Below are 13,656 nucleotides of genomic sequence, written 5' to 3'. Positions count from 1 at the left end.
GACCTTTCAGAGCTGCTGGAGTTGGGGAAGCGTGAGGGGGGTGACGGCGTAGTCGCCGCTGCCGTCGAGACCAGTGACCTCGCCAATTGCGTCAATGCGGCGCGAGGATCCACGTCCGGCGATGAAGACGATCAGATCGATCGCCTCGGCGATGAGGCGTCGGGGAACGGTGACGACGGCTTCCTGGGCGAGTTGCTCGATACGGTAGAGTGCGGACCGCGCCGAATTGGCGTGCACGGTGGCGATGCCGCCTGGGTGCCCGGTGTTCCATGCCTTGAGCATGTCGAGCGCTTCCGCGCCCCTCACCTCACCGACGATGATCCGGTCGGGCCGGAGCCGGAGCGTTGAGCGTACGAGATCGGCAAGTGTGACCGAGCCCCGCCTGGTTCTTAGGGCGACGCAGTCCTGTGCCGCGCATTGCAGTTCGCGCGTGTCCTCAATGAGGATCACCCGCTCGTCGCATTCGGCGACTTCGGCCAGCAGCGCATTGGCAAGCGTCGTCTTGCCCGACGATGTGCCGCCGGCGACCAGGATGTTGCGCCGCTCGCGCACTGCCTTCTTAAGCGCATCGGCCTGCAGCGGCAGCATGATGCGATCGGCGACATAGTTAGCCAGCCTGTAGAGCTTTGCTGCCGGCTTTCGGATGGCAAAGCATGGCGCCAGCACGACCGGCGGCAGCAGCCCCTCGAAGCGCTCGCCCGATGGCAATTCGGCACTGACGATCGGGTTGTCGGCATGCGCCTCGGCGCGCACATGGGAGGCGACCAGACGGATGATGCGTTCCGCCTCGGACGGGTGCATGTGCACGCCGGTATCGACCCGACCTTCTCCCAGCCGATCGAGCCGTAGCGCGCCGTCGGGATTGACCATCACCTCGATGACCAATGGATCGGCTAGCGCCTCGGCGATGGCGGAGCCCATGGCGGTTCGCAGCATGGCGCGGCGGCGATGGTCGGCCTCCGGATGAGAGCTCATCCTTCCCCTCCCCCGCCATTGGTCTGGCCAAGCGATCGTTTCCCGGAAGCGATCTGGCGGCCAACCTGCTCGACGAATTTGTCGAAACGCTCCTGGGCGATCGCCTGCGTTGCCTTGTCCGGGACCGGGGTGTGGGCATGAAGCGTGATGGAAAAGCGGATGAAGAGCGCCAGGCTCTCCAGGATCATCTCGGCATCACGCCTGATGTGAGCGAGGTCGCGGGAAAGACGGTCAAGCCTCACGCCATAGCGCCGGTCGAGGTCGTTCTTGCCACGCCGCTCGATGAAGGCCTCGACCGCCTTCGCCACGATCGCGGATTTGGTCGTCGCTGGATCGCGGCTGAGGGTGTCCAGCTTCTCGCTCAATTGCGGTTCGAGCAGAAATTGATGACGAATGCGGTGAGGCTTCATGACGCTTGTCCCGAGGGGCCGGGCCTTGCGCCGGCGGCGGGAACAAGCATCGGGCAGACGCCCGAAATTGCTTATGGCCGTTATCTACGCTGAGGTGCGCTCTTCCTTTGACGGCGATCAAAAGCCGGGCACGATATCCTTGTCGTCGCCTTCGTTCATACCGTAGGCGCGTGCGGCGGTGGAAATCCGATCGATCACGCGCTTGTCGGCCATCGCCTCGCTATCGTCGTCTGCGGGCCCGAACAGATCATTCTGATCCGGTTCTTGGGCGACCGCAGGCTGTTCCTCAGGCAGCCCAGGATGGCGCTGCTGCTGGACACCGCCCTCGTCTCCAGTTGCCGCCCCGACGCTTTCGTCGTCGCCGGCAAGACGGCGATCGACGCCGCGTACTTGTCCAGTCCAATCGTCCGGGCGCGGCATAGGGCAGTCCAAGTAGGGACCGGCGCGCAGCACCGACGAAGGCAGCACCCGCTCGATAAAGTTCTGATCCTGGTAGTAGCGCAACTTCTTGGCTCGGATCGGCGGCAAGCCGGAAACCAGTACCAGCTCGTCAGATGGCGGCAACTGCATCACCTCGCCAGGTGTGAGTAGCGGGCGGGCTGTCTCCTGGCGGCTAACCATGACGTGCGAAAGCCAGGGCGCCAACCGATGGCCGGCATAGTTGCGCATGGATCTGAGTTCCGTCGCCGTGCCGAGCGCGTCCGAGATGCGCTTGGCCGTGCGCTCGTCATTTGAGGAAAACGCAATCCGCACATGGCAATTGTCGAGAATGGCGTTGTTCTCGCCATACGCCTTCGAGATCTGGTTCAAGGATTGCGCGATGAGATAGGCGCGGATGCCATACCCCGCCATGAAGGCGAGCGCCGTCTCGAAGAAGTCGAGGCGCCCGAGAGCCGGGAACTCGTCCAGCATCATCAGAAGCTGATATTTCCTACTCTTCCTTGGATCACCCTCCAGCCGCTCAGTCAGACGCCTGCCGATCTGATTGAGGATCAGTCGCACCAGCGGCTTGGTGCGCGATATGTCCGATGGCGGCACTACCAGATAGAGCGACATCGGCCGTTCTGCATCCATCAGATCGGCAATGCGCCAGTCGCAGGCCGAGGTTGCCGCTGCCACGGTCGGGTCCCGATAAAGCCCGAGAAACGACATGGCGGTTGAGAGAACGCCTGAACGCTCGTTTTCTGACTTGTTCAGCACCTCACGCGCCGCCGAGGCCACGACCGGATGAACCTGAGGCTTATCCGTTGCACCAAGGTGGTTGGTCGTCATCATTCGCTGCAGCGTTGCCGCAAACGTGCGTTGCGGGTCTGATAGGAAGGTGGCGACGCGGGCAAGCGTCTTTTCCTCTTCGGCGTAGAGCACGTGCAGAATGGCACCGACCAGAAGTGAGTGGCTCGTCTTTTCCCAATGGTTCCGTCGCTCGAGCGCGCCTTCCGGATCGACGAGAATGTCGGCGATGTTCTGGACGTCGCGGACCTCGTTCGGTCCCTTGCGCACCTCCAAGAGCGGATTGTAACGCGCCGATCTGGGATCGGTAGGGTTGAACAATAGGCAGTATGAGAACTTCGACCGCCAGCCGGAGGTGAGCTGCCAGTTTTCACCTTTGATGTCGTGAATGACGGCCGAGCCAGTCCAGGACAGAAGCGTCGGGACAACCAGTCCGACGCCCTTGCCCGAACGTGTCGGAGCAAAGGCCATCACGTGCTCCGGTCCGTCATGGCGCAGATACCGATCCGTCAGCTTGCCGAGGAAGACACCGGCCGGCCGAAACAGCCCTGCCTTCTCGATCTCACCTGTCGCGGCCCATCGCGAGGAGCCGTAGGTGGTGACCAATCCGCTCTGTCGCGCGCGCCAGAGCGAACCGGCAATCGCGGCGGCGCAGCCCAAGAGCCCGCTGGCGCCGGCAAGCGCACCGGCCTTGTCAAAGACCGCAGGCGCATAAGCGTCGAAATGGAACCACCACTCGAACAGCTTCCATGGTTTGTAGATTGGCCATCCGGCCGCGACGAACCACGGCGCGCCGAGCGGCGGCTGATAGCCCAGCATGTGAGCACACCATTGAGTTGCCGCCCAGACGCCAACTATGACGATCGCGAACACAACGGCGATCTGCCCGATCAGCAGCTTTGTAGGTGTCATTGGCGTGGCCCGCTGGATAACGACTTAGCATCGCTCGGCGCGGCGGGAACAGGAATGCGCCCCACATACGATTGGGTGCGATGGACGACTCGATATCGCTATCAACAGTCATCCGCCTCGAAGTTCCAGACTGCCCTTTTATGCGACTTTCGAAGCACAAACGGGGAACGTCGTGTGTTTTCTGCGTCAACAGCCATGCTCGCTCCGCTGCTCCGGCGAGCATTATCAATAGCTGCTATGAAGGCCGATTGTGGACTGTCCGCCGCGCACACCCCTAGCCTCAATATTCCGCGCTGCATTTCGCTGCGCTAACGACGGCGCAGGGCGGCAATCTGATTAAACAGCTTAACCACGTCCTCGACATCGTCCGGACTTCCGTCCCAGACCTTCAGAGCGCTGCCAATTATGCGTGCCGCACCCTCGGTGTACTGGCCCTGCGGGAGCGTTACACCCAAAAACGTGCAAATTTGCACAACATTAGGATTTGGTGTTGCGAACTGCCCACCCAATATGCGGCTGAGACGGCTGGGCTGCATCCCGCTCAGACGCGCTGCATTTGCCGCAGAAAGGCGCCGATCAGCTAAGGCAGCCCTGATATCTCTTGCGATTCTCGATGCTTCTTCAGTTGTCAGCCTCATCCGCTTCGGATAAGACAGAAATTGCAAATTTGCAAGTTCATTGATCTGTGGTAGCAGAGCGGTAGTTTAAGGGGAGATGGGCATGGCATGGAGCAGGCAGCGGGTAACAGCAGTGAAGGTCGATGTCGGACCCTCGATAATGTTGCATAGTGGCGCCTGGCTCGACCTGCTGTCGCCTCATACCAGCGCCTTTACCATCGAGGATATAGCCCACGGCTTGGCGCTACAGTGTCGTTATGCGGGCCAGTGTCTGGATTTCTATTCAGTGGCCGAGCACAGCCTGCTGGTCAGTGACCTCGTCGAAGAGGATCCATTGGCCGCCTTGCTGCACGATGCGGCGGAGGCCTTCCTTGGAGATATTACGCGTCCCCTCAAGCAGATGCTTCCGGATTACAGGCAGATTGAAACTGAGATGCAGCGCGCGATCGCAGAGCGGTTTGGTATTAGCACTCAGTCAAGCGCGGCAATCAAGCGAGCCGATCTGCGTGTGCTGGCCGCCGAGCAGGCTCAGATTATGCCGGCAGGCACGGACGAATGGGCCAAGCGCGATCGGATTGCGCCCGCCTTGGTGAAGGTACGCTTCCTGTCTCCGCGTGAAGCTAAGAGCGCGTTCCTTCGCCGATATGAAGCCTTGCAATAGAACTATCCACATAAAACAAGTCCGCCAGGCATTTCTCAACAAAAAAACTTCGCGTGAGCTATAGATTGAATTGAAATCGATGCGTATCTCTTCGACGTGGGGAGTCTGAGTCCTAGGGTCGGTAGGATTTTGGTTCTCTAGTGGTAGGAGGTTGTGCTGAAACCGATTTTCTTGGTGTCTGGTCCGCTTGCGGCCGGAAAATCGATGTTCACTGAACAATTGACGTCACGTTTCGACGCGAAACGCGTGTCAACACGGGTGCTATTACTTCGGGCTAGCGATACCGATGATCGCGACGCACTGATCAAGCTTGGCGATAAGCTCGACAATGAGACCAACGGAAAGTGGGTCCTCGATCAGTTTCTGGCTGAAACGAACGGGGCTCCGACGGATCAGATTTGGCTGGTGGATGCAGTCCGGACGCTAGACCAAGTTAAACACTTCCGCGACAAATTCGGCGACAGGATCGTTCACGTCCACCTCACTGCGCCGATTGGTGTGTTGCGCGAGCGTTACCTGGCACGCAAGGCGGAGATACGGGAGTTCAACAGCTACGACGAGGCCCGCGAGCACGGGGCGACGGAAAGCAAGATCGAGACGCTCGCGCAAGTTGCCAGCGTGGTTCTGGAAACCCACCGTTCGAGCCCTCGATCGTTGCTGGCCCAGGCAACTGCGGGACTTGGCTTGTTTTCCCGCGAGGTTGTGCGGTGCGTCGACGTTCTGGTTGGCGCTCAGTACGGAAGCGAGGGGAAGGGCAATATCTGTGCCTATCTCGCCAAACACGAGAAGTATGATGTTCTCATGCGGGTGGGGGGTCCGAATGCTGGGCATAAGGTCGCCGATCCTAAGTACGACTACATTCAGCTTCCCTCGGGAACGCAAAGCAATCTTGACGCAAAGATCTTGATCGGCGCCGGCGCAACTCTCTCAGTCAAGCAGGTGCTCAAGGAGATCTCGGACCTCAAGCTCACCGAGGACAGGCTGTCGATCGATCCGCAGGCCATTATCATCGAGGACAGCGACATCGAACAGGAAGTAGGCACCCTCGAGGTCATCGGCTCGACGAAGAAAGGTGTTGGAGTTGCCACGGCGCGAAAAATCCTGGGGCGAGACGGCAACAAATACTGGGGCAGTAAGGTCCGCCTCGCCAAAGATATCGCCGAGTTCAAGCCATTCATCCGTGACACCAAGGTCGAGCTCGAGAAGGCTTATGCTGCCGGTAAGTCGGTGCTCCTCGAGGGCACCCAGGGAACCGATCTCAGCTTGCATCACGGTGAGTACCCATTCGTAACCTCGCGCGAGACAACGGCATCAGGTTGCCTCGCCGATGCCGGCATCGCACCAACAAGGGTCCGACGGGTGATCATGGTCATGCGGACCTATCCCATCCGCGTCGGCGGCACGTCCGGGCCGATGATGCACGAGATTACTGTGGAGGACATTGCCGCTCGGAGCGACATCCCTGCGGCAGACCTACACAAGATCGAAGTTGGCACTGTTTCCGGCAAGGAACGCCGCATTGCAGAGTTTGACTGGGAGCAAGTGCGACGCGCCGCTAGCATCAACGGGGTAACCGATATCGCGTTGACCTTCGCCGACTATCTCGGAATCGACAATCGCAAGGCGAAAACCTTCGAGGAGCTCAATGCGACTACTAGGAACTTCATCGAGCGGGTGGAGAAGGTCACCAATGCCCGCGTGTCGCTGATCTCCAAGGATTTCGGGAAGGACGCCGTTATCATTGACCGGCGGCAGTGGAACTGAGGAGCTGCGAGTGCAGGAAAACGAACTGATTAGATGGTATCCGCGGCTGTACCACATGGCAGAGGACGGTTCATTCCCATCCATCCACGACCACGGGCTGATGAGCACGACAGCGCTGCTCGATGTCTACGGGATTTGTGGCGACCCGCGACTTGCGATTGAGGAGAGGCTTCGACCCGAGATCGTGGAGATCGCTAAGGATGGGTTGCCCAACGCCGCCATCCGCGACAATAAGCCAATGAGCGATAGCGCGCTGCAGAAGTGCCTTCAGGATGGGCTCACACCGTTTCAGTGGTACAAAATCCTCAATGGCAAAACCTTCTTTTGGCTTCACAAGAAGAGGTTGCACAAGCTTCTGAAAGCCAAGGCATACCGAGATCGGCCGCACACAATTCTGACGTTCGACACTGCGTCCTTGGTTGCCGCACACCGCGACAACGTCCTGCTCAGTCCGATAAACAGCGGGGCCACAATCATGAATCCGCAACCGAGAGGCGAGGGTACGTTCATGAAAATAGCCGACTATCCGTTTGCTGAGCGAAGGAAAACCAGACCCCTGGAAAACGCCTTGGTGGAGCTGACCGTCGCCTACAGCGTCCCGGATGCCGCCACTCACCTCTTGGCAGCACAACGCGTCAACGGCAATGAGATCGAGGACCTGTGGCGCAAGACAGGCGGTGATCCGCACGAGGGCCTTTAGGCCGGTACTGCCAACCTGGCTGGTCGCTTCGCCTTTCGGACGAGGTCGGCCAAATGACTGGTAAGTCCGATCTCGCCTTCAATCTTCACTCCTGCGTCCGCGGGCATTTCCTGCAGGAACCGTCGCAATGCCTCAAGACCTGCGGCCGCTTCGAAGCTGAGCCAGTGGGTCGCCTCTCCCGGCACCAGAACGGTCTGTGATGTCTGGGTCGCACCGCGATGGAGCTGCACCACCCAGACTGTCTCACCGTCATAGACCCACTCGAAGCGTACGGCTCCAAGCGCACGGGACAGCTTGAGGTAAACCGCGTCAATCTGCTGGGCGACCGCAGTTGGCAGCTCTTCTGGGTGATCGATACCTAGCATTAAACCATCGCCTTCACCGGAGCGGCCTTCGACGAGCAGCGTTCCATCGATCGTGACGATGGCAGCGCCTGAATAGGCTGCAGGCACTGCCGCCTGGCATATTATAGAAGCTATAGCAGTGTGGTTGGGATCCTCGACGGACATCAACTTGAATGGGTCGGTCCAGCCCTTGAGAGTTGTGTACCGTCCTGGCTCCGGTTCATGCGGACAGGTGCGGGTCCAGACTTCGTTACTTCCCGTCGGCTTTCCGAAGGTAAAAGGGGCAACGCGCCTCCCGAAGACAGTGGTAGCTGGCACATTCGCGCCAACGAGTTCCGCTATAAGTAGACCGAATGCCTTGTCGCCGATATGTCGACTGAAGCGATTAGGCCAGCTCATGTTGGCAGTTGCCGCTGCCGTGTTGTCCGGCTCCCACTCCCAGCACAGCGTATGGCTGTTCTTCCATCCGCGTGGCCGAGGATGAATGCTAAACTCAAGCCGTCCCGGGCTCTGCATCTTGAGCTCAGGCCGAAATCCATAGACCTTCGTGAGCAAGTCAAGCGCCCAAGGCAGGGGTAAGGAGGCCACCCCGGGCTTCTCCACGCATCGCGGTGTGTCATCAGGAGCGAACTCCATGATGCCGCCCTGGATCACGCCGGAAACACCGCCATCATTAATATCGATGGTCTCATTGGCGATCACGAACAGGCCCGACGAAATCAGTCGCTTCAGTCCGGCGAGGGCTTCCTGCACGTCACTGATCCCGTAGACAAATTCTTTGCTCCGCGGACTGTCCGGGGCATAGCTGCGCAGATTGATCGAGCCATCCACACTCGCGTCCAGCAGCGCGGCAAGCGCCTCTTGGGCGTCAGTGAAGTGGTGATTGGGGGCGTAGCCGAAGACTCGCGAGTAGCTCTGAGAGAAGGCGCCACCGGACGTGGGAAAGAAGCTGATGAATTGCGCCACATTCCCGGCCCGCGCCAATGCGTCTAGCGATTCATCCTTGCGAAAATTCAAAGCGATACCCAATCCGATTTCTTCATTGGCCGACAGCTAGCCGTCCGGCTAAAGGGCATATAGTGGGCGTTAGCGCCACATGGGCCAGCGAATGTTCCCCGCTTTCCCGCTAGTTTTGCACAGGCTAGGAGTAATCGTACCGTAGGTTCAAAGTCGCACCTTGACGCGCGAAGGATGAGGTTCAGTCCGCCGCCTTGGGGAAGATCGGTGCAATTTCCAAGTCTCCACTGAAGAGGGATAAACCCACTTTGCCGTCGGCACGCAGCTCGCGCATCGTCAGGTGCATTTCCTTCTCGTTCAAGCGGAAGATGCAGTAGGTGTTGCGTTCGTTGCCAGGACGGCGCACCGGCGAAACGCCGGTACTGCCGTTTGAAACGACATAGATCACCGGCTGCTGTGGAGCACCGACAAGCGGCTGATTGTCATATTTAACGACCCGCGGCATGTGCTCGTGGCCGTGAACCGCCAGTTGCACACCGGCCTCCTGAGCGGCGTCCAAAATCCGCGGGGCGTCTACCGAAAGCGTTATGCCCTTCTTGTTCAGAGTCGCGACAGTGGTCACGGGCAATAGATGGTGATGCAGAGCCATGATTTTGTATGTCGGTCGATCTATCCGCTCGGCGCCGAGTTCGCGCAAGGCGTCGACCCCACTGTCGCCGATGTAGCCGTACTCGCTCCATTCGGTTTGAACTATGGTACATGAATTCAACACCCCAATCAGCACATCTACATCACCGAGCTGCACTCGTCGAACGTAGTTCAGCGTCTCTCTCCAACTGCGGCCTATCAGCTCCTCGCAGAAGATGCGGTACTGAAGCTCGTGCTCGTACGTCGCCTGGTTGCTAACCGCCAGCTTGGCGGGATCGACGCTCGACGGATCCTTCGCGCGGACAATGTCGTGGTTTCCGGGAACGGCTACAATATGGTTTCGCTCGAGACCGAGCGCCTTGGTGAGGCTTGCGAACTCGGCCAGTATGTTGCTGCGTACGGCTTGGCTCCAGTCGCCCTTGGTGGTGAAGTCGCCAGTAACCAGGATCGTGCCGATATCGTCCTGGACCCCTATCCTGCCTAGGTCATCCATCAGCGCCTGCGTGAGCGTCTTCTTCGTGTTGCCGATAGCCGGTGTTTCGCCCTGTAGGGCGTTGGTGCATGGGTCCGGACTTGAGCGGATGTCGATCTTTGAAGCGGCAGACTATGCCGTGGCCGCCTTGCGGCGGGCGGATTTCGGGCGTGCGCAGGCAAGCATGCGGTTGAGGACGGCGCAGCCGATGGCGACTTCGGTCTGCTGAACGGGAAGCGACCGTGCCCGCAAACGCCGCCCGATGGTGGACTTGTATCGCCCTATGGCGGTCTCGACCAGCGAGCGTTTGCCATAACCGTTGGAGACCTGCCATTTCATCCGGCCGTCTCTGCCGATTGCGGCAATATGCTGGCCCCTTTGGCCGGCAGGTCTATCGTCGAATGGTTCGACCGCGTTGACGCGAGGCGGAATGACGATTGCGGCGGCAGCGCTATGATCGATGACTGCGTCGTAAGTCGGTTTTCCGTCATAGGCGCCGTCAGCAGTAAACTGTCCGATCGGACCGCCAATCTGGTCGAGTAGTGGCTCAACTTGAGAGACATCGCCAGTGTCCTGATCAGTCAGGGTATGGGCAATGATCTCGCCGCTGTCGGCATCCAGTGCCAGATGCAGCTTGCGCCAACTGCGACGGGATCTGGCGCCGTGCTTCTCCTCCAGCCACTGACCCGCGCCGTAGACCTGCTGGCCGGTGCTGTCGACAAGAGCATGCACTGGTCCCTCCGGCGCAACCCGGCGATCATGCCGTTTGTTGGGCGATTGCCATGTCCGCGCCCGACGGCTCAGGGTGGTATGATCGGGGACAGCGAGCGCCAGCCCCATCAGTTGCAGCACCGATTCCAGCAAGCCTTCTGCCTGGCGCAGCCGCAGGCCAAACACAAGGCCCAGCGTCAAGGTGGTCTCGATCGCCAGATCAGAATAGCGGTGCTGGCCGCCACGTGTCTTGCGTCTCGGCGCTTGCCACCTGGACAGGGCTTCCGGCGTCACCCACAGGGTCAAACTGCCGCGATGACGAAGTCCTGCCTCATATTCTGGCCAGTTCGTCACCCTGAACTTCATCTTCTCAATATGATGGCGGCGGCTGGTATTGTGTTTGAAAGGCATGGCTACGCTACAAAGGCTATTGCGGTGACCGCTTGCCTAAACCCACACCAATAAAAGATCCGTGCACCAACGCCGCGTGGCGAGGCTCATCCGCCAGTTGCTCGAAGAGCTTTCGTGGCAGCCGCGCTCGAAGCAAAGATACTGCGCAGCGATTAAAAAGCTGGGATGCTCGGGGATTTTTCCTCTTTGTATCGCTGCCAGTTCATCGCCCAACCTGACGTCCGCAGGTTGGTTCGTTCGGTCCCCTAAAGACGGGGCGCTGCTTTTTTGATTGGTGAGGTGATCCTTCGCTTCGCTTGTCCGCTTCGTCCAACATGCAACGGAGTCGCGCTGCGACATCTCGTGCGTAAGACGAGCTTGTCCTATTTGGCCCCTGGGCAACTCTTGGAAGTCTCCGCCTCGCGACGTGCCGGTTCTCGCTCCACTGCCTCGCGAACGAGGTCAGAGCGTTTTTCCTTCGGCTGCAAGACGGCATTCGTCCTTGCGAACGTTCCTTCCGGAAGCCGCGCCGGGCATCCGCTCGTGATTGATCTGCCGTGGTCCCACGGGGCGACTCGTATTTTATAGAGGCCCTGTGCCTGGGCCGTTGGCGACCGACCATCGTCAGCGCAGCTTCTCAAGCGATCGGACAGCAAGATCGATTTTCCTATGAGCTCCCTCAACGGCGCACAATCCGGATAGTGCTGCGTCAGCACGGACCGTGCGAGGCGGAGGTTCTCGATGTGCTGTTTGCCAGCTTTTGGCTTTCCTTCGGTGGAATTCTCTCCGTAGTAGAGGTCGAAAAATACCGCATCGGGCATGGCCGCCCGATCGTATTCGAGGCGCCTGCCGTCCGGCTAAGAACCGGACATGCGGATCACCCCGCATCCGGCTCAAGCCATTCTTCAGCACCATGGGATTGCCGGTTCGAGTGCGTGCTGGGTGAACGGATGCCACAGACGAGCCTGCGACATCATTGGCGTCCGGCAATCAGGTCGAGGTCGAAGCCGGCAATCATCGCGTCCCTCAGTGTTTTAGGCGTTAGGGGATCCAGGTGCGGCAGCCTGCCGAGTTGTGGCACATTGCCCAACTTCGCGATCGTCCTTTGGCTGTCAGCCGCCTCGTCGCCGATGAAAGCAACGCCCATGACTGGGATGGAGCGAGTCTTGAGCGCCTCGATCGATAGCAGAGTGTGATTGATGGTGCTGAGCGCGGTGCGCGCGCAAAGGATGACGGGTAGTTGCCATTCCCGGAAAATATCGATGAACCTTGTCTGTCGGTTGAGCGGCGCCATCAGCCCGCCGGCGCCTTCGATGACGAGCGGTGTCGGCAGGACCGGAAATGAAAGATCGGCAGTCTCGATCGAGATGCCGTCGATTTCGGCCGAACGATGCGGCGAAAGGGGGCTCTGCAAGCGGTAGGCTTCCGGCAGCACACGCCCCGGCGGTAGGCCGGCTAGCCGTGTAACGACCTCGCTGTCGGTCTCGGCGTCGAGGCCCGATTGCACTGGCTGCCAGTAGAAACCGTCGGAGCAGGCCGGCTAGCCCAGCCGCGAACACGGTCTTGCCAATTCCGGTGTCTGTCCCGGTGATGACGATACGCTTGGTCATGCCTTGCCCATCCTCTCGAAGTGCGTGTCGACCATGGCGGAAATGTCGGGTTCGTCGGCATGCTTTTGGCGCGTTGCCGCACAACAGCCGCGACCCGGTGGCGCCGACCGGCGTGCCCAGCCCTATCTTCGTCTTGCGAGTCATGCGGGTTTCGCTCGCAAGTTATAAGGACGCTCGAAAATCAAGGCCGATATCGAGGATCGGCGCGCTATGGGTCAGCCAGCCGATGGAGATAAGATCGACGCCCGTGGCAGCGATGGCTGGCGCTGTTGCGGTGGTAATCGACCTCGACTTCGATCTTGACGAGATGACCTGCACTTGCTCGCGCGCGCTTGATGGCGGGCGCGGCAAACCGAAATGGTCTCTCAGCGTTGCCCCGTCATAGTCGTGCCGGAAAAGTCCGCGCTTGCGCAAGATCGGCACCACTTCCTCGGCGAATATGTCGAACCCGCCCTGCAGATAGGGCGACATGATATTGAAGCCGTCCGCGGCACCATTGTCGAACCATTCCTCGATCTTGTCGGCGATCTGTTCGGGCGTCCCGGGCTGGACCCAATGGCCGCGCGCCCCGGCGAGGCGGTGGAGCAACTGGCGGATGGTTGGATTCTCGCGCTCGATGATGTCGAGTACGACGTGGAAGCGGCTGCTCGCACGGCTCTGTTGCAAACTCTTTGGTCACGGGTTGTCTGGCAATGGCCTTCGATGGGTTTCGGAGGTTTCAGATGTTCAAGGGGCGCCATTTCGATCGATCCGTCATCCTGCTTTGCATTCGCTGGTACCTGGCCTATGGGCTGAGCCTGCGCGATCTGAAGGAGATGATGGCCGAGCGTGGCATCGGCGTCGATCATTCGACAATCCACCGCTGGGTCGTCCGCTTCTCGCCCTTGCTGCTGGAGCGCTTCAACCGGCGCAAGCGCGCGGTCACAGGCAAGTGGCATGTCGACGAGACCTACATCAAGGTGCGTGGAGAGTGGATGTATCTTTACCGCGCCATCGACAGCATCGGCGACACGGTCGAATTCTATTTCAGCGAACATCGGGATTTGCCTGCGGCCAAGCGGTTCTTCAGGAAAGCGCTGGAGCGCCATGGCCGGCCCGATCGTGTCGTCATCGACGGCAGCCAGACCAACCGGGAGGCGATCGTTTCCTGTGACACGACAAATCAATTGCAGGATCGCTGCCGGCGCCGACTGAAGCCGATCCGAATCCCCCAAAGCCAATATTTGACGGATGTATTTGACAAGGGCCGTTCTGC

The 13,656-nt window shown here is 59.8% G+C and carries 11 protein-coding genes and 3 pseudogenes; 4 read left to right on the top strand and 10 right to left on the bottom strand.

The window, feature by feature from the left end:
- Window positions 1-6: 6 nt before the first annotated feature.
- From trbB to DH10_RS18030, 3 genes are all read right to left on the bottom strand, one after another.
- Complete coding sequence (gene trbB, locus DH10_RS18040; protein ID WP_192385149.1) at window positions 7-975, bottom strand: P-type conjugative transfer ATPase TrbB; 969 nt, start codon at window positions 973-975, stop codon at window positions 7-9.
- Window positions 972-1,385, bottom strand: a complete 414-nt coding sequence (locus DH10_RS18035; protein WP_192385148.1) for a CopG family transcriptional regulator — start codon at window positions 1,383-1,385, stop codon at window positions 972-974. The genes trbB and DH10_RS18035 overlap by 4 nt, the downstream gene beginning before the upstream one ends.
- A gap of 117 nt (window positions 1,386-1,502) precedes the next feature.
- On the bottom strand, window positions 1,503-3,527 hold the full coding sequence (locus tag DH10_RS18030) for a conjugal transfer protein TraG (RefSeq protein WP_192385147.1): 2,025 nt from the start codon (window positions 3,525-3,527) through the stop codon (window positions 1,503-1,505).
- Between the two features lie 720 nt (window positions 3,528-4,247).
- Between DH10_RS18030 and DH10_RS18025 the strand changes: the two genes are divergently transcribed.
- The 3 genes from DH10_RS18025 (at window position 4,248) to DH10_RS18015 (ending at window position 7,269) form a co-directional block, all read left to right on the top strand.
- On the top strand, window positions 4,248-4,805 hold the full coding sequence (locus tag DH10_RS18025) for a hypothetical protein (RefSeq protein WP_192385146.1): 558 nt from the start codon (window positions 4,248-4,250) through the stop codon (window positions 4,803-4,805).
- A gap of 153 nt (window positions 4,806-4,958) precedes the next feature.
- Window positions 4,959-6,569 carry an adenylosuccinate synthetase gene (locus tag DH10_RS18020; RefSeq protein ID WP_343221569.1) on the top strand — a complete coding sequence of 537 codons (1,611 nt, stop codon included), beginning with the start codon at window positions 4,959-4,961 and terminating at the stop codon, window positions 6,567-6,569.
- Window positions 6,570-6,579: 10 nt separating this feature from the next.
- Window positions 6,580-7,269: a DUF7002 family protein gene (locus DH10_RS18015; RefSeq protein ID WP_192385145.1), complete on the top strand. Its 690-nt coding sequence runs from the start codon at window positions 6,580-6,582 to the stop codon at window positions 7,267-7,269.
- On the opposite strand, the gene DH10_RS18010 is transcribed toward DH10_RS18015, so the two are convergent.
- From DH10_RS18010 to DH10_RS17980, 7 genes and pseudogenes are all read right to left on the bottom strand, one after another.
- Window positions 7,266-8,642 (bottom strand): hypothetical protein, encoded by a 1,377-nt coding sequence (locus tag DH10_RS18010; protein ID WP_246811593.1) that lies wholly within the window; start codon window positions 8,640-8,642, stop codon window positions 7,266-7,268. The two genes, DH10_RS18015 and DH10_RS18010, sit on opposite strands and share 4 nt — an antisense overlap.
- 169 nt (window positions 8,643-8,811) lie before the next feature.
- Window positions 8,812-9,711, bottom strand: coding sequence for a metallophosphoesterase family protein (locus DH10_RS18005; RefSeq protein WP_192385144.1), 900 nt, complete (start codon window positions 9,709-9,711; stop codon window positions 8,812-8,814).
- A 111-nt stretch (window positions 9,712-9,822) separates the two neighbouring features.
- On the bottom strand, window positions 9,823-10,812 hold the full coding sequence (locus DH10_RS18000) for an IS5 family transposase (protein WP_192385143.1): 990 nt from the start codon (window positions 10,810-10,812) through the stop codon (window positions 9,823-9,825).
- A 362-nt stretch (window positions 10,813-11,174) separates the two neighbouring features.
- Window positions 11,175-11,612, bottom strand: coding sequence for a hypothetical protein (locus DH10_RS37075; protein ID WP_246811592.1), 438 nt, complete (start codon window positions 11,610-11,612; stop codon window positions 11,175-11,177).
- Window positions 11,613-11,764: 152 nt separating this feature from the next.
- Window positions 11,765-12,401: pseudogene (gene bioD / locus DH10_RS17990) on the bottom strand (dethiobiotin synthase).
- A 162-nt stretch (window positions 12,402-12,563) separates the two neighbouring features.
- Window positions 12,564-12,744, bottom strand: a pseudogene (locus DH10_RS17985) (carboxylating nicotinate-nucleotide diphosphorylase); the annotation flags it as partial.
- Window positions 12,723-13,049 (bottom strand): annotated as a pseudogene (locus DH10_RS17980) (LLM class flavin-dependent oxidoreductase); the annotation flags it as partial. The pseudogenes DH10_RS17980 and DH10_RS17985, both read right to left, overlap by 22 nt.
- Window positions 13,050-13,123: 74 nt before the next feature.
- On the opposite strand from DH10_RS17980, the gene DH10_RS17975 reads away from it, so the two are divergent.
- Window positions 13,124-13,656, top strand: a 533-nt coding sequence (locus DH10_RS17975; RefSeq protein WP_192385142.1) for an IS6 family transposase, incomplete at its 3' end; no start/stop codon positions are given.

The organism is Mesorhizobium silamurunense (genome assembly GCF_014843825.1).
Classification (GTDB): domain Bacteria; phylum Pseudomonadota; class Alphaproteobacteria; order Rhizobiales; family Rhizobiaceae; genus Mesorhizobium; species Mesorhizobium silamurunense.
Note: the sequence above shows the minus strand (reverse complement) of the source record. Positions and strands in the feature narration are given on the sequence as shown.